18 protein-coding genes are annotated in these 14,688 nt (G+C 70.1%); 12 read left to right on the top strand and 6 right to left on the bottom strand.

All coding sequences use genetic code 11. The features are described 5' to 3' along the window. The first annotated feature begins 16 nt into the window (after positions 1 to 16). From AVR91_RS21365 to AVR91_RS21335, 7 genes are all read left to right on the top strand, one after another. A complete protein-coding gene (locus AVR91_RS21365) occupies positions 17 to 1,018 on the top strand; it encodes a DUF3558 domain-containing protein (protein WP_228709277.1) in 1,002 nt (333 codons plus the stop codon). Between the two features lie 69 nt (positions 1,019 to 1,087). Continuing rightward, entirely contained in the window at positions 1,088 to 2,089 is a 1,002-nt protein-coding gene (dhaK, locus tag AVR91_RS21360) for a dihydroxyacetone kinase subunit DhaK (protein WP_063277171.1), read from the top strand. Beyond that, positions 2,089 to 2,712, top strand: coding sequence for a dihydroxyacetone kinase subunit DhaL (gene dhaL, locus AVR91_RS21355; RefSeq protein WP_072030430.1), 624 nt, complete (start codon positions 2,089 to 2,091; stop codon positions 2,710 to 2,712). Before dhaK ends, dhaL begins: the two co-directional genes overlap by 1 nt. Further along, a complete protein-coding gene (gene dhaM / locus AVR91_RS21350) occupies positions 2,709 to 3,383 on the top strand; it encodes a dihydroxyacetone kinase phosphoryl donor subunit DhaM (RefSeq protein ID WP_063272554.1) in 675 nt (224 codons plus the stop codon). Before dhaL ends, dhaM begins: the two co-directional genes overlap by 4 nt. A 229-nt stretch (positions 3,384 to 3,612) precedes the next feature. Beyond that, on the top strand, positions 3,613 to 5,388 hold the full coding sequence (locus tag AVR91_RS21345; protein ID WP_063272555.1) for a 3-hydroxyacyl-CoA dehydrogenase family protein: 1,776 nt from the start codon (positions 3,613 to 3,615) through the stop codon (positions 5,386 to 5,388). Positions 5,389 to 5,398: 10 nt separating this feature from the next. Beyond that, complete coding sequence (locus tag AVR91_RS21340; protein WP_063272556.1) at positions 5,399 to 5,758, top strand: hypothetical protein; 360 nt, start codon at positions 5,399 to 5,401, stop codon at positions 5,756 to 5,758. A 10-nt stretch (positions 5,759 to 5,768) separates the two neighbouring features. Then, on the top strand, positions 5,769 to 6,602 hold the full coding sequence (locus AVR91_RS21335; protein ID WP_063272557.1) for a YwqG family protein: 834 nt from the start codon (positions 5,769 to 5,771) through the stop codon (positions 6,600 to 6,602). Here AVR91_RS21335 and AVR91_RS21330 read toward each other — a convergent pair whose 3' ends face one another. Beyond that, entirely contained in the window at positions 6,603 to 7,076 is a 474-nt protein-coding gene (locus tag AVR91_RS21330; protein ID WP_063272558.1) for an Lrp/AsnC family transcriptional regulator, read from the bottom strand. It lies immediately after the preceding gene. A 59-nt stretch (positions 7,077 to 7,135) separates the two neighbouring features. Between AVR91_RS21330 and AVR91_RS21325 the strand changes: the two genes are divergently transcribed. Both AVR91_RS21325 and AVR91_RS21320 read left to right on the top strand, forming a co-directional pair. Next, positions 7,136 to 8,254: a trans-sulfuration enzyme family protein gene (locus AVR91_RS21325; RefSeq protein ID WP_063272559.1), complete on the top strand. Its 1,119-nt coding sequence runs from the start codon at positions 7,136 to 7,138 to the stop codon at positions 8,252 to 8,254. Positions 8,255 to 8,314: 60 nt separating this feature from the next. Next, positions 8,315 to 8,698, top strand: coding sequence for a DUF6401 family natural product biosynthesis protein (locus tag AVR91_RS21320; RefSeq protein WP_016336813.1), 384 nt, complete (start codon positions 8,315 to 8,317; stop codon positions 8,696 to 8,698). A gap of 34 nt (positions 8,699 to 8,732) precedes the next feature. Here AVR91_RS21320 and AVR91_RS21315 read toward each other — a convergent pair whose 3' ends face one another. Then, positions 8,733 to 9,653 carry a mechanosensitive ion channel family protein gene (locus AVR91_RS21315; protein ID WP_063272560.1) on the bottom strand — a complete coding sequence of 307 codons (921 nt, stop codon included), beginning with the start codon at positions 9,651 to 9,653 and terminating at the stop codon, positions 8,733 to 8,735. Positions 9,654 to 9,751: 98 nt separating this feature from the next. Next, positions 9,752 to 9,964 carry an FmdB family zinc ribbon protein gene (locus AVR91_RS21310; RefSeq protein WP_063272561.1) on the bottom strand — a complete coding sequence of 71 codons (213 nt, stop codon included), beginning with the start codon at positions 9,962 to 9,964 and terminating at the stop codon, positions 9,752 to 9,754. 50 nt (positions 9,965 to 10,014) lie between these two features. Between AVR91_RS21310 and AVR91_RS21305 the strand changes: the two genes are divergently transcribed. After that, positions 10,015 to 11,139 carry an alkaline phosphatase family protein gene (locus AVR91_RS21305; protein ID WP_016336810.1) on the top strand — a complete coding sequence of 375 codons (1,125 nt, stop codon included), beginning with the start codon at positions 10,015 to 10,017 and terminating at the stop codon, positions 11,137 to 11,139. Here AVR91_RS21305 and AVR91_RS21300 read toward each other — a convergent pair. After that, positions 11,136 to 12,260: a serine hydrolase domain-containing protein gene (locus AVR91_RS21300; RefSeq protein ID WP_063272562.1), complete on the bottom strand. Its 1,125-nt coding sequence runs from the start codon at positions 12,258 to 12,260 to the stop codon at positions 11,136 to 11,138. The two genes, AVR91_RS21305 and AVR91_RS21300, sit on opposite strands and share 4 nt — an antisense overlap. A gap of 60 nt (positions 12,261 to 12,320) precedes the next feature. Beyond that, on the bottom strand, positions 12,321 to 12,884 hold the full coding sequence (locus AVR91_RS21295; RefSeq protein ID WP_143254056.1) for a class I SAM-dependent methyltransferase: 564 nt from the start codon (positions 12,882 to 12,884) through the stop codon (positions 12,321 to 12,323). Positions 12,885 to 12,935: 51 nt separating this feature from the next. On the opposite strand from AVR91_RS21295, the gene AVR91_RS21290 reads away from it, so the two are divergent. Together AVR91_RS21290 and AVR91_RS21285 are read left to right on the top strand one after the other, a co-directional pair. Beyond that, positions 12,936 to 13,688 carry an AraC family transcriptional regulator gene (locus AVR91_RS21290; protein WP_228709275.1) on the top strand — a complete coding sequence of 251 codons (753 nt, stop codon included), beginning with the start codon at positions 12,936 to 12,938 and terminating at the stop codon, positions 13,686 to 13,688. Positions 13,689 to 13,876: 188 nt separating this feature from the next. After that, positions 13,877 to 14,164 carry a hypothetical protein gene (locus tag AVR91_RS21285; RefSeq protein WP_037342519.1) on the top strand — a complete coding sequence of 96 codons (288 nt, stop codon included), beginning with the start codon at positions 13,877 to 13,879 and terminating at the stop codon, positions 14,162 to 14,164. Between the two features lies 1 nt (position 14,165). Here AVR91_RS21285 and AVR91_RS21280 read toward each other — a convergent pair whose 3' ends face one another. Further along, on the bottom strand, positions 14,166 to 14,666 hold the full coding sequence (locus AVR91_RS21280) for a GNAT family N-acetyltransferase (RefSeq protein WP_083737679.1): 501 nt from the start codon (positions 14,664 to 14,666) through the stop codon (positions 14,166 to 14,168). Positions 14,667 to 14,688 lie beyond the last annotated feature (22 nt).

The following is a 14,688-nucleotide window of genomic DNA, read 5'->3' as shown; positions in this document are numbered from 1 at the left end:
GGCTACCGTGCATCTCGTGCTGCTCAACGCTCGACGTCGCCGGATCGCGTCCGTGCTGGCCCTGGTCGCCGCACTGGGCGTGCTCTCGGCCTGCGGTCAGAACCTCGGCAAGTCCAACTTCGCCCGCACCACCGTCGCCGCCGAACCCGGCTCCGGTTCCGGCTCGGTGCCCGACGGGGACATCAACGATCCGGCGGTCACCCCCGCGGTGCTGCGCACGATCGACCCGTGCGGGCTGGTGAACAAGGAAGTGATGAGCGGCCTCGGCACGCCGGAGGACCCGACGGCGAATCTCTCCGCGTTCGGCACTTGCCGGGCGAAGGCCGTCGACGCCGGAGGCAAGGCCCTCACGGTCAGGGTCGAAATCGGCGCGTCGACCTTCTCTTCGATCAACGGCGTCACCGTTTCGGCGGTCGACGGGCTGCCGCAGATCGAGCGGAAGGACAAGGACGGGAAGAGCTGCGACGTCGGCATCATGACCCTGCGCAAGCCCGAGCGAGGGATCAACTTCTCGGTCACCTACGACGGCGGCGACCCGTGCGCGACGGGGCGTGCGGTGGCCGCGAAGGCCGTGAAGTCCCTGCACGCGTCGCCGGCGAAGTACCCGGCGACCGCGGGCACGCTCACCGCTGTCGACCCGTGCACCGCCGCCGACACCGCGGTCCTCAACGAGGTGGTGCCGCACGGCGCGACCACCCTCACCTCCTTCCACTCCTGCGACTGGACACCGGGCTCCAACCCGAGGATCTCGATCGGCTTCCGCAAGGGCCTCCCGCCGGAGGAACGCGACGGGACCAAGAAGGTCGACATCGACGGTGTCGCCGTGTACCAGAAGGTCGGCAGCGGCGGCGACGCCGAGTGCAAGATGGAGTGGCAGCACAAGCCGTGGGCCGACGAGGACGTCGAAATCGTCAGCGTGATCTACAAGAACTACGACGAGAAGTCCGACGAAGCGGCGTCGTGCGGGAAGACGGCGAAGATCGCCAAATCGGTGATCTCCAAGCTGCCGAAGCCCTGACGCTGGCGGCATCCGGCCGGGAGAGGTAGGAAGGGGACACCCCACCCGCCGACGTGCCGGAGGCCACCCTTGAAGAAGATCATCAACGACCCGAAGACGGTGGTCGCGGAATCGTTGCGCGGACTCGCCGCGGCGCATGCGGACGTCCTGCGCGTGGAGGACGACCCGGCGATCGTTGTACGCGTGGGCGCGCCTCTGGCGGGCAAGGTCGCGGTGATCTCCGGCGGCGGCTCGGGGCACGAACCACTGCACGGCGGCTTCGTCGGGCAGGGCATGCTCGCCGCCGCCGTCCCGGGCGCGGTGTTCACCTCGCCGACGCCGGACGCCGTGGAAGCCGCGGTCAAGGCCACCACCGGGGACGCGGGCGCGCTGCTGATCGTGAAGAACTACACCGGCGACGTGCTCAACTTCGAGACCGCCGGGGAACTCGCCGCCGCCGAAGGGCTGGACGTGCGCAGCGTCGTCATCGACGACGACGTCGCGGTCAAGGACTCCACCTACACCGCCGGCCGTCGCGGTGTCGGCGGCACGGTGCTGCTGGAGAAGATCACCGGAGCCGCCGCCGAACGGGGCGACACGCTCGACGCGGTGGAGGCGTTGGCCCGCAAGGTGATCGGCCAGGTGCGGTCGATCGGCGTCGCGCTCACCGCGCCGACCGTGCCGCACGCGGGCGAGCCGAGTTTCGACCTCGCCGACGACGAGATCGAGTTCGGCATCGGCATCCACGGCGAGCCCGGGATCGAGCGGACCGCCGTGACGACGGCCGACGAACTCGTCGCGCGCATGGTCGAAGCGGTGGTCACGGACCTGCCCTTCGCCGAGGGCGACAAGGTCCTGCTGTTCACGAACTCGATGGGCGGGACCCCGCTGGTCGAGCTGTACCTCGCCCACGGGATCGCCGAGCGGCTGCTGGCCGAGCGTGGGATCGTGGTCGAACGGCGGCTGGTGGGGCCGTACATCACCAGCCTCGAGATGCAGGGGATGAGCCTGACGTTGCTGAAACTGGACGACGAGCTGACCGAGTTGTGGGACGCGCCGGTGAACACCCCGGCCCTGAGGTGGGGAGTCTGATGGCCTGCACCGCCGAGACGCTCGCCGCCGCCTTGCGGGCGGCGGCCGCCGTGATCGCCGAGCACCGAGCCGAACTGGTCGACCTCGACCGCGCGATCGGCGACGCCGACCACGGCGAGAACATGGACCGTGGTTTCGCCGCCATCGTGTCCGCTTTGGACTCCGCGACGCCCGAAACCCCCGCCGCGGTCGCGAAGCTCGCCGCCACCACGCTGATCTCGAAGGTCGGCGGGGCGGCGGGGCCGTTGTACGGCACGGCTTTCCTGCGTGCGTCGGTCAAACTGGGCGACGCGGCCGAAGTGGACGGTCCGCTGCTGGTCGAAGCCCTGCGCGCGGCGCTCGAAGGAGTGCAGGCACGCGGCAAGGCCGTCGGAGGAGACGCGACCATGGTCGACGCCCTGATCCCCGCCGTCTCCGCCGCGGAAGGGGTCTCCGGTGACGGCGTCGCGGCGATCCTGGCCGCGGCCGCCGACGCCGCGGACAAGGGCGCCGAGTCCACTGTGGACCTGGTGCCGCGCAAGGGCCGGGCGTCGTACCTCGGAGAGCGGGCGAAGGGGCATATGGATCCTGGCGCCCGTTCGACGGCATTGCTGCTGCGCGCCTTCGCGGAGGCCGCCAAGTGAGCGTCGGAATCGTGCTCGTCTCCCACAGCGCCAAACTCGCCGAAGGGCTCGCGGAACTCGCCGCGCAGATGGCGCCGGACGTCACCATCGCGGCGGCGGGCGGCCTGGCCGACGGCGGGATCGGAACGGACTACGACGAGGTCGTCGCCGCGACGCAGCGTGCCGATTCGGGATCGGGCGTCGTCCTGCTGTACGACCTGGGCAGCGCGCAGATGACCGCGGAACTGGCGGTCGAATCGCTCGCCGACCCGTCGGCCGCGGTCGTGGTGGACGCGCCGCTGGTCGAAGGCGCGATCGCCGCCGCCGTCGCGGCACAGGGCGGCGCGGACCGCAAGGCCGTCGCCGAAGCGGCCGCCTCGGCGGGAGCACCCCCGGACCTCACGTTCGACGATGGCGCGCAGGACGGCGAGAGCAGTGTCGAACTCACGCTGCGGAACGACGTCGGGCTGCACGCGCGGCCGGCCGCGGTGCTGGTCCGCAGCATCGCGGGGCTGGACGCGCAGGTCACCGTGCGGCTGGGCGACGAGACCGCGGACGCCAACAGCGTGCTCGCGCTGATGGCGCTCGGCGCGCGCCAGGGCGACCGGATCGAGGTCCGCGCGAAGGGGGCGCAGGCCGAGGAAGCGCTCACCAAGGTCAAGGATCTGGTGGACCAGAACTTCGGCGAGTGAGCCGGGGCCGGCCCTCCCCGACCCCGCCTGCCCGTGCAATGAAAGTGTCTTTCCTTGCAAAATTTGCAAGGAAAGACACTTTCATTGCATCCGGAGGAACGGGGTAGCGCCGCGTGCCCTCGTCCGTGAGTGACACTTACTCGATTCGGAGGGTGACAGCCGCTGCTTTCCGCGCCCCGGCATGGCACGATCGGAGAAACTACCAGCGAGTAACCTCCGGAGGCCGGTTGTGGCGCGGGAAATCTCGAGTGTGGGAGTCATCGGTCTCGGCACCATGGGCGCCGGGATCGCCGAGGTGCTCGCGCGGAGCGGCGTATCGGTCGTCGCGGTGGAGATCGACGACGACGGCGTCCACCGCGGCCGGGGTCATCTGGAGCATTCGACCGAACGGGCGGTGTCCGGCGGCAAGCTCGACGCCGACGGCCGGACCGCGCTCCTTGACCGGATCCGGTACACCACGTCGTTGGCGGAATTGTCCGATGTGGACCTGGTGATCGAGGCGATCCCGGAGAACCTCGAAGCGAAGTCCGACGTGTTCGCGCAGCTGGACAAGATCACCGGCCCGGACACGATCTTCGTCTCGAACACCTCCTCGCTGTCGATCACCGAGATCGGCGTGCACACCGCGCGGCCGGGCAAGGTCGTCGGGATGCACTTCTTCAATCCGGCGCCGATCCTCAAGCTGGTCGAGGTCGTGCGCACCGTCGTCACCGAGCCCGACGTGGTCACCGACGTGGTCGCGTTCGCCGAACGGCTCGGCAAGACCCCGGTGGTGATCGGCGACCGCGCCGGGTTCATCGCCAACGCCCTGCTCTTCGGGTATCTCAACCACGCCGTGCGGATGTACGAGCAGCGCTACGCCACCCGTGAGGACCTCGACGCGGCGATGCGGTTCGGCTGCGGATATCCCATGGGGCCCTTGGCTTTGCTCGACCTCATCGGGCTGGACACCGCGTACGAGATCCTCGACACGATGTACCACCAGTCGCGCAACCGGCTGCACGCGCCCGCCCCGCTGCTGAAGCAGATGATCACCGCCGGGCTGCTCGGCCGGAAGACGGGCCGGGGTTTCTACACCTACGACGAGCCCGATTCGCCGACGGTGACGGACGCGGTAGCGAAGTCCACAGTGGACACCGCGGCGCCCCGTGAGGTGCGCAAGGTCGGCGTCGTCGGGACCGGGACCATGGCGACGGGCATCGTCGAGGTGTTCGCGAAACGCGGCTACGAGGTCGTCCTGCGGGCGCGGAGCGCGGAGAAGGCCGCGGCGTCGGTCGCGCGGGTGAAGAAGTCGCTGGACAAGGCCGTCGTCAAGGGCAAGCTGTCCGAGGAGGACGCCGCCGCCGCGCTCGGCCGGATCTCGCCGGCGGTGGAGTTCGAGGAACTGGCCGACGTCGACCTCGTCGTCGAGGCGGTGGCCGAAGACCTGGCCGTCAAGCAGGCGGTTTTCGCCGCGCTCGACGACGTCGTGAAGCCGGGCGCGGTCCTGGCGACCACCACGTCCTCGCTGCCGGTCATCGAATGCGCGGCTGCCACCTCGCGGCCGTCCGACGTGGTCGGCGTGCACTTCTTCAACCCGGCGCCGGTGATGAAACTCGTCGAGGTCGTCTCCACGATCGCGACCGCTCCCGGCGTGATCGCCACCGTCGACGCCGTCTGCGCGGCCGTGGGCAAGCACCCCGTGCACTGCGGCGACCGGGCCGGATTCATCGTCAACGCGCTGCTGTTCCCGTACCTGAACGACGCGGTGAAGATGCTCGAAGCGCACTACGCGGAGGCCGACGACATCGACACCGCGATGAAGGTGGGCTGCGGGCTGCCGATGGGTCCGTTCGAACTGCTCGACGTCGTCGGGCTGGACGTTTCGCTGGCGATCCAGCGGACCCTGTACAACGAGTTCCGCGAAGAGGGCTTCGCGCCCGCGCCGCTGCTGGAGCACCTCGTGACCGCCGGACGGCTCGGCCGGAAGACCGGAAAGGGTTTCAAGGACTACTCGACGCGGTAATTTTGGGGCCATGCCGGTTTCCGCGGGGGTCAGGAAACGGATCAAGGAACTTCTCGATCCGGACGACGAGATCCACTACGTGTTCCCAGCCGACGTCTTCGGCAGCACCAACCCCGGAGTGTTCTTCGCGGTGACCCGCAAGACGATCACGATCCTGAGCACCGGGTACCTGAGCCGGAAGATGCCGAAACGCGTCGTCGCGACGACGTTGCGGAATCACCGGATCGGGCCGGTCGACACCTCGACCGTGCCGTGGTTCAAGTTCAACGGCGTCGACTACGAGATCGACGACGAGTACATCGCCGTCGTGCACGCCGCCGACGCCGAGATCATGCGGGCAAAACCTGAAGATCCGCTGCCGGACCTCTAAGCTCCCGGGAGTGCGTCAGCTCACCTACGACGGGGTGCCCATCCCCGGTCTGAACGACCTGGTCCGGACGGCCATCCGGCTGCACCCCGCGCCGGGCCTGCCCCGTCCGGACGAAAGCCACTTCGGCGGCCCGCTGCTCTGGCCGTCGGACGAGCCATGGCCGGAGTGCCCGGTGACCTGGCCGCCGGACCCCGACGCGTCCGACGACGCGTGGCCGGGCGGGCATCCGCTCGACGAGCCGGTGCCGTCGATGGTCGGCGCGGCGCAGTTCTTCCGCGACGACTTCCCGGAGCTGCCCTTCCCGGAGGGCACCGACGTCCTGCAGATCCTGTTCTGCCCGCTGGAGCACGACAACCCGTACCACCGCGGCCCCGCCGTCCGGCTGGTGTGGCGTGATTCCGGCGAGGTGGGGGACATCGCGGAGCCGCCGCCGGCTCCCGAGGACGCCGAAGCCGCCTACCTGCCGGAACCCTGCGTCTTCGAACCGTGCTCGATCGACGAGCTGCCCCGGCTCTGCGACTTCCCGCCGGAGACCCGCGCCGCGCTCGGCGTTCCCGAAGGCGCGAGCGAAGACCCGGAGGGCTGGCCCGAGCTGGACCACTACGCGAAGATCGGCGGCTGGACGGCCTGGCACGCGGCCGATCGCGTCGACCTGGGCTGCCGGGAATGCGGTGCCGAACTGAGACAGACGCTCGCGCTGGCCACGGAGGAACACGAGGTCGGCTGCGGTTGCGGGGTCGACGAGGAAGAACCGGCTGGCTGGGCTTTCGGCGACCGGGGAGTGCTGAACATCTTCACCTGCCCGACCGATCCGCGGCATCCGTTCAAGGTCCGCATCGCCTGATCAGCCGGGTGGTAGCAAAGGTCCCCCGATCCAGTGCTGGAAGACGAGGTTCGTGTGCACCCGGGCGACCTCGTCGCGGGCGGTCAGTTCGTCGAGGACCAGCCGTTGCAGCTCGGTCGCCGAAGCGGTGGCGACATGCGCGAGGAAGTCGTCCGGGCCGGTCAGGTGGTAGACGGCACGGACCTCGGGCAGTGCCAGCAGATGCTCGACGAACGAATCGACCAACGCGCGCCGGTGCGGGCGGACCTGCACGAACAGGAGCGCTTCGAGCGGGCGGCCGAGCTTGGCCGCGTCGACCTCGGCGCGCTGGCCGATGATCACCCCGAGCTCGCGCAGCCGGTTGACGCGATCGAGACAGGTCGAGGGCGCGACGCCGACTTCGGCCGCCAGATCCTTGTTCGAGATCCGGGCGTCGTTCTGCAAGAGCCGCAGAATTCGAAGATCAACCGTACTCAGTTCGACGGAATCCGACATCGGCGAATGATATCCGAGGATATTGCGTCCGTTCCGGAGAAAATCGCACCATCTGGAGTATGACCGCAACGCTGCGCACCCGAGCCGTCCACGCCGGCCGTGACGATCTCACGGACCTCGGCGTCCACGCCGCTCCGCTCGACCTGTCCACGACCTACCCGTCGCGGGACAGCTTCGAGGAGGCGGGCCGCATCGACGAATTCGCCGCCACGGGCTCGCTGTCCGGGCTCCCGGTCTACGGGCGCCTGAGCAACCCGACCGTCGAGCGTTTCGAGAAGGCGCTGGCCGAACTCGAAGGGTTCGAAGACGCCGTCGCGTTCGCCACCGGCATGGCCGCGGTTTCGGCCTCGCTGCTCGCCGCGGTGGCGCAGGGCAAGCGGCACGTCGTCGCCGTCCGGCCGGTCTACGGCTGCACCGACCACATGCTCACGTCCGGGCTGCTCGGCACCGAGGTGACCTGGGCCGATCCGGCGGATGTCGCCTCGGCGCTGCGCCCCGACACCGGGCTGGTGCTGCTCGAAACCCCCGCGAACCCGACCCTGCGGGAGGTCGACATCGCCGAGATCGTGCGTGCCGCGGGCGAGGTTCCGGTGCTGGTCGACAACACCTTCGCGACTCCTGTGCTCCAGCGGCCGGGGCGGCACGGTGCCCGCTTCGTCCTGCACAGCGCGACCAAGTTCCTGGGCGGGCACGGCGACGTCATGGGTGGCGTGGTGGCTTGCAGCGCCGAAGACGCGGGAATGCTGCGGCAGATCCGCTTCGCCACCGGAGGCGTGCTGCACCCGCTTGCCGGGTACATGCTGCTTCGCGGTCTCTCGACCCTTCCGCTGCGCGTCAACGCCGCGTCCGCGACGGCCGCCGAACTCGTCGAGCGGCTTCGCGGCCACGCGAACGTGAGCGCCGTGCACTACCCGGCCGTCGGTGGTCCACTGATCGCGTTCGAGGTCGAAGGCGATCCGCACGCGTTGATCGGCGCGGTCCGCCTGATCACCCCGGCCGTCAGCCTCGGCAGTGTGGACTCGCTCATCCAGCATCCCGCCTCGATCAGCCACCGGATCGTCGCCGAGGACGACCGGCGCGGCGCGGGGGTCACCGACCGGCTCATCCGCATGTCGGTGGGGCTGGAGGACGTCGAGGACCTGTGGCACGACCTGGATCAGGCACTCAAGACGTGCTGAGTTCTGCGATCGTCATCACCGAGATGTCGACAAATCGTCCGGCCTGGCTAACCTGGTCGGGTGAAAGATCTGGTCTCGTCCTGGGTGGAATCTTCGGCTCGTAGCACGCTTTCCCGGCTGCACCAGCAGATCGGTGTGGCCGGGCTCGCCGCGGCGGCGGCCGTGCCCGGGCTGTCGGCCGTCTTCGATCAGCACTCCGCCGCGGTGCGCGACATCCTCGCGGTCGGGGTCGAAGGCTCGGCGGCGGTGGCCGGAGTCGTCCTGCTCGCCGGCTACACGCGCGGGTTGCTCGACGAGGCGAAGGCCAAGGGCTGGACGTTCCGTGCTCCGGCCGATCTGACCGCGTGGACCACCAGCGACTGGTTGACCGCGCGGCTGGTCGGCGTCTGTTCGCTGGCCGCCTCGATGGACGACCGGCGGACCCAGCCGACCGGGAACGGGTAGGGCGGCCGGACGCCCCACCCGCTCCCGTGGAAGGTCAGCGGTACTCCGGCGGAGGGGGCATGTTTCCACCGGGGGGCCGCTGGCCGGGATCCTGGTGCTGCGGCACCTGACCCTGGCTGGGCGGAAACTGCTGGTGCTGGGTCGGCGCGTTCGGGTTCGCGGCGTGATGTCCGGCGGACACCGGCTGGTGGACCGCGGTCCGCTCCGTCGGCACCTCACCCGAGCGGCCCGCGTCCTCGCGACCGCGCTGGTAGGCCTCGGCCTGCGCCTTCGCGGCGGGGATCTCCGCCTCGGCCCGGCCGAGCCAGGTCTCCCAGCGCTGCTGCATCGGCTTGATGAGACCACCGCCGACACCGACGACGGCGATACCGCCGACCGTGGCGAGCACGGCGATCAGCACCGGCATCGTGACCGCGGTGGCAACGCCGATCTGGTTCAGCGCGGCGATCGCGCCGAGGCCCCAGATGAACACCGAGGCGATGGTGGCGAGCACCTTGCCGTAGGAGACACCGCCGAGGGCGTTCCCGATCAGGTCCTTGACCGCCTTGGCGACCGCACCGGCGATCACCACGATGACGATCGCGACGATGGCGCGCGGCAGCCACGCGACGATGTCGTTGAGCAGCGCGCTCACCGGGTTCGGGCCGAACACGCCGAACGCGAACTGCAGGGCGATCAGCAGGATCGCGTAGTAGACGATCTTGCTGATGATGCCCGACGCGTCGAACTGGCTGCGCGCGAGCATCTGTTTGAAGCCCCCGCGTTCGAGCAGCCGGTTGAACCCGACCTTCTCGAGCACCATGCTCACGGCCTTCGAGAGCGCCTTGGCGATCAGCCAGCCGATGAACAGGATGACCAGGAACGCGAGCAGTTTCGGGACGAAGGTGGCGACCGAACTCCAGGCGCTCGACACGCCTTGACCGAAGTCGACGGCCGCCAGTGCTGATGTGGCCACTGGACTTTCTCCCTTCCCACCACTGGAGCTTCCAGACTGGTGGGAAGGGGGTACCCGCCATTCGGGCGATCACACGTTGCGCCACCCGAACGGGTGGGTCAGCCGCAGCAGCCTCCGCCGCAACAACCGCCTCCACCTGCGGGGACAGGGGCCGGGCCGGAAGCGGACCCGGTCAGCGCGACGGTCGTCAGCAGCTTGACGGTGTCCTGGTGGCCCTCGGGGCACGCCGCGGGTGCTCCGGACTCGCTCATCGGCCGCAGCAGTTCGAAGGTTCCGGCGCATTCGCGGCAGCGGTAGGCGTAGGTCGGCATTTCGCCATTATCCCATCTCCAACCGGGCTCCGGGATGGCAAGCTGGCCGGGTGGAACTGCCTGTCGCGGCGCATGTGCCGCATCTCGGCCAAGTCGTCCCGTCCGTGCTCTCCGCCCTCGGCGCCGAGGAGTTCGCCAATTCGCTGAGCCTGGCGGAGGCGTCGAGCGCCTGCGTCCTGCTCATCGACGGTCTCGGCTGGGAGCTGCTGGCCGAGCACGCCGCCGACGCCCCCGTGCTCACCCAGCTGGCGAAGTCGCCGCTCCGGGTCGGTTTCCCGGCGACGACGGCGGCCGGTCTCGGCGCGATCGGCACGGGGCTGGCGTCGGGGGAGCACGGCCTGGTCGGGTACAGCTTCGAGGTGCCGGGCACCGGCGTCCTGAACGCGCTGCGCTGGAGCAGCCACGTGGACGGCGGCGATCTCCGCGGGGCCCTGCCGCCGCGCGAGGTGCAGCCGCTGCCGACGACGTTCGAACGCGCGGCCGCCGCCGGGATCACGACCAGCGTGGTGTCTTCGGCGAAGTTCGCCGACACCGCGCTCACCCGGGCGACCCAGTCCGGCGCGCGCTATGTGGGCGTCCACGCGCTCGGCGACCTCGCCGCCTGCGTCCTGCACTGCCTCGAAGCGCGGCCCGCGTTCTGCTGGGGCTATCACAGCGAACTCGACATGATGGGCCACATCTACGGCCCGGGTTCGGCGCCGTGGCGGATGCAGCTGCGGCAGGTCGACCGGCTGGTCGAGTCCCTTGTGGACGGTCTGCCGCCGGGCGCGCTCCTCGCCGTCGTGGCCGACCACGGCATGGTGACCGTCGAGGGCGCGCTCGACATCGACGAGACACCCGCGCTGCTCGGCGGCGTCCGGGCCATCGGGGGCGAGGTCCGGGCGCGGCACGTCTACAGCGAAGCGGGCGCGGAGGCCGACGTCCTGGCGGCGTGGCGCGAGGTGATCGGAGACCGGGCGTGGATCCTCCCGCGCGACGAGGCCGTCGAGGCGGGCTGGTTCGGGCCGGTCTCCGATCGGGTCCGCCCGCGTATCGGCGACGTGGTCGCGGCGGCGAAGGGGCGTTTCGGGCTCGTGCGGGAACTGGCGGAGGCCGTCGAGTCCTCCCTGGTCGGGCAGCACGGTTCGCTCACCCCGGCCGAGCAACTCGTCCCGTTGGTCCTCGCGCGCGGCTAGCCGCAGAACTCGGCGAACATCGCGCGCAACACGGCCGAGCGAGCGGTTTCGGAGGTCAGGTTCGTGGTGACGCCGACCGTGATCTGCCTGGTGCCGTCGGAAGTCCGCATGCTCCAGGTGTTGTAGCCGGGCACCGAACCGTTGAAGCCCCAAGCCTCCGGTGCGGCGCATCCTTGCGGGAGCCGGAGCCGCATGACGCCGAGGCCCGAGTCCACCGCGGGAACGCCGCTGGGCACGGTCTTGCGCATCTCGGCGAGCTGCGCGGCGGGGAAGAGCCGTCCGGTGAACAGGGCGCCGTAGAACCGGTTCAGGTCGTCGGCGGTGGAGATCAGGTTCCCGGAACCCCAGAACCGCGACATCTCGTAGTCGGTGACGTCGGTCAGTGGCGCGCTGGGACCGTACAGCCGTTCGTAACCACGGGCGGCCGCGTGGTGGACGTAGGGATAGCGGTACGGGAGGGAGCTGTCCCGCATTCCCGCCCTGTCGAGAACCCGTCGCTGCAGCACGGAATTCAGCTCGTCACCGGTGAGCTTTTCGACGAGTTTCCCGAGCACGGCGTAATTGGTGTTGGAGTACACCATGCCCTGGCCGGGCGGGAAGGCCAGCGGCTTGCCCTCGGTCCCCTTCCGGATCGTCTCGTCCGGTGACTGGTGGTGCCAGCGGGTCGTGTCGATCTCCGGGAGGCTGTTCCACCGGTCGGTCGCCGGGATCCCGCTGGTGTGCTGCAGCAGCTGGCGAACGGTGATCGGCTCGGTGTACGGCAGCAGCCCGGGAAGGCGGTCCTGGACGCGGTCGTCGAGGCCGACCTTGCCCTCACCGGCCAGTTGCAGCACGGCGGTGGCGACCACGCTCTTGGTGATGCTGCCCGCCCGGAACCGGCCGCGGGGGTCCGGCGCGCCGCCCGTCGTGACGTCGCCGACGCCGCTCCGGCCGTACCAGCCGCCGTCCTGGTCGAGCACCGCGGCGTACGCGCCGGGGGCACCGGCGGCGACGGCGTCGTCCAGCGCCTTTTGCAGGCCTTCCCTGGTGGGGGCGGCGACGGCCTGACCGGTGGCGAGTGTTCCGGAGAACAACACGGTGACGGCGACGATCGCCGCCATACCGCGAAACAGACGATTCATGCTCCCGACGCTAGGAGGCGCCCGGCGTCGGGACAGCCCCTATAAACCCCTCTTAGCCGGTTAGGAGGGCTTCCGGGCCGAGAACTTCACGCTCCGCTTCGGCACGTGATCGACCTTGATGTCGGTGAATCCGGCCTCGGTGAGCCGGGGCCAGAGGGAGACCGGGTCGAGCGCGTTCATCGTGTCGCCGAGGTGGAGGAGCCGGAACGGCACGTTCGCCAGGCTGTCGATCGCACGCAGGACACCGCCGGGGCGGAGCACGCGGAACGCCTCGGCGAAGATCGAGTCCTGCGACGACGTCGTCGGCACGTGGTGCAGCATCGTGAAGCAGACGACCGCGGAGAACTCGCCGTCGTCGAAGGGCATCGCCGCTCCGTCGCCCTGCACGATCCGCACCCGGCCGTCGAACTCACGCTTGAGGAGATCCGCCGACGCCTCGTCGATCTCGACGGCGGTGAGCCGGGGGACGAGCCCGGCGAGCGCGCGCGTGGTCGCCCCGAAGCCGGGCCCGATCTCCAGGACGGAGTCGCCGAGGTCGAAGCCGGCGACGTTGCCCGGCATCTCGGCGGCGACGGCCTTCGCCCACAGCGCGGAACTGCAGAGTTTGCGGTGCACCAGGTTCATCGGCATGAATCCGAAGCTAACGGTGACCGGTAGGCGATAGGCTGCCAAACGATGTCGAATATCGGACTCCTGCCGCCGATGTCCACGGCGATGGTGCTCGGTGAGATGGACCTGCCGGCGGGCACCTGGCTCCCGTGGCACGAACACGACGGTCACCAGCTCGCCTGGGCGGCGCGGGGGATCCTGAGCGTGAACGTCGGCGAGCGGTACTGGGTGCTGCCGCCGACGCGGGCGCTCTGGATCCCGGCCGGGGTCGTCCACCGGACCGGTGCCACCGCGCAAACCGTGCTGCGGGGGATCTACGCCGCCCGGCACCGATGTCCGGTGCGCTGGCCCGGGCCGACGCTCGTCGCCGTCCGCCCGCTGCTGCGCGAACTGCTGGAGCATCTCGGCGCGGCCGACCTCGGCGACGACGCGCGCCGCCGGGCCGAGGCCGTCGCCTTCGACCTGCTCGAACCGGTGGACGTCGTGCCGATCACCGTGCCGATGCCGTCCGACGAACGGGCGCTGGCCGTCGCGAGGGCGGTGATCGCCGATCCTTCGGACCGCCGCGCCCTCGCCGATTTCGTCCACCACGCGGGCGCGAGCGAACGCACCCTCGCGCGGCTGTTCCTCACCGAGTGCCGCACGACCTTCGGCGCGTGGCGGGTTCAGGCCCGTCTGCGCGCGTCCCTGCCGTTGCTGGCCGAGGGCATGCCGCTGACCGCGGTCTCCCGCCGGATCGGTTATTCCTCGCCGAGCGCTTTCGTCGCCGCCTTCCGCCGCGCGGTCGGTGTGACGCCGGGCGCCTACTTCGGCGGTTGACCTCGCGTGTTCCGCCTTCGATCACGCATGATCCGGCTTCAGTCACGCATGATCGGCCTTCCATCACAGGTGATCCGGTGGACGACACGCGTGATCAGACGGACGACACCCGTGATTGAAGCGGATCTCATGTGACGCCGCGCGCCTACGTCGGCTGCTGACCGGGCCCGCCGTATACCGTTTCGGGCGTGCCACGACGTAACCGGCCCGAACGCGGTGGGCGCCCCGACCTCGGCGCGTCGACCGGCTGGGCGCGCTCCGAATCCGCCTCCGACGGCGAATGGCTGGTGCGTACCGTGCCCGGCGCGCAGGCCACCAAGGACTACCGCTGTCCCGGTTGCGATCACGAGATCAGGCAGGGGACGCCGCATGTGGTCGCCTGGCCCGCCGACGACACCGGCGGGGTCGCCGACCGCCGTCATTGGCACAAGGCGTGCTGGGGCGCGCGGTCCCGCCGCCGTCCGGGCCGCTGGTGACTCAGCGCCGCATGTGCAGCGAGGGCGCTCCCTCGAACTCCTCCTCCGTGTGGACCTTGAAGCCGAGCCGCTCGGCGACCCGGATGGACGGATCGTTGGACGCCATGATGTTGGCGATCACCGGGACGTCGGGGATCTCCCGCTCGGCCCAGTCGACGACCGCGGCCGCCATCTCCGTCGCGTAGCCCTTGCCCCAGGCGAACGGCCAGAAGCGGTACGCGAGGTTCAGCACGCGCTCGCCGTTCCATTCGTGATACCGGACGCCGCCGAACCCGATGATCACCTCGGGATCGTCCGAAGCGGACACCGTGAGATAGCCGAATCCGTGCTCGGCCCACTGCTTCATCCAGGCGTCGTACAGCTCCCGCGCACCCTCGACGGTGTGCGGCACGACGTTGAACTTGTTCGTCTCCGGATCGGCCTGCAGCGCGACGATGTTCTCGCGATCCGCCTCGCGCAGCCTCCGCAGCAGCAGCCTCTCCGTCTTGATCTCTGTCAGCACGGTTCTGACGGTAGCGCCGGGG

The organism is Amycolatopsis keratiniphila subsp. keratiniphila (assembly GCF_001620365.2).
In the GTDB taxonomy this organism is placed as follows: Bacteria; Actinomycetota; Actinomycetes; order Mycobacteriales; family Pseudonocardiaceae; genus Amycolatopsis; species Amycolatopsis keratiniphila.
This window is presented reverse-complemented; position numbering and strand designations above follow the sequence as displayed.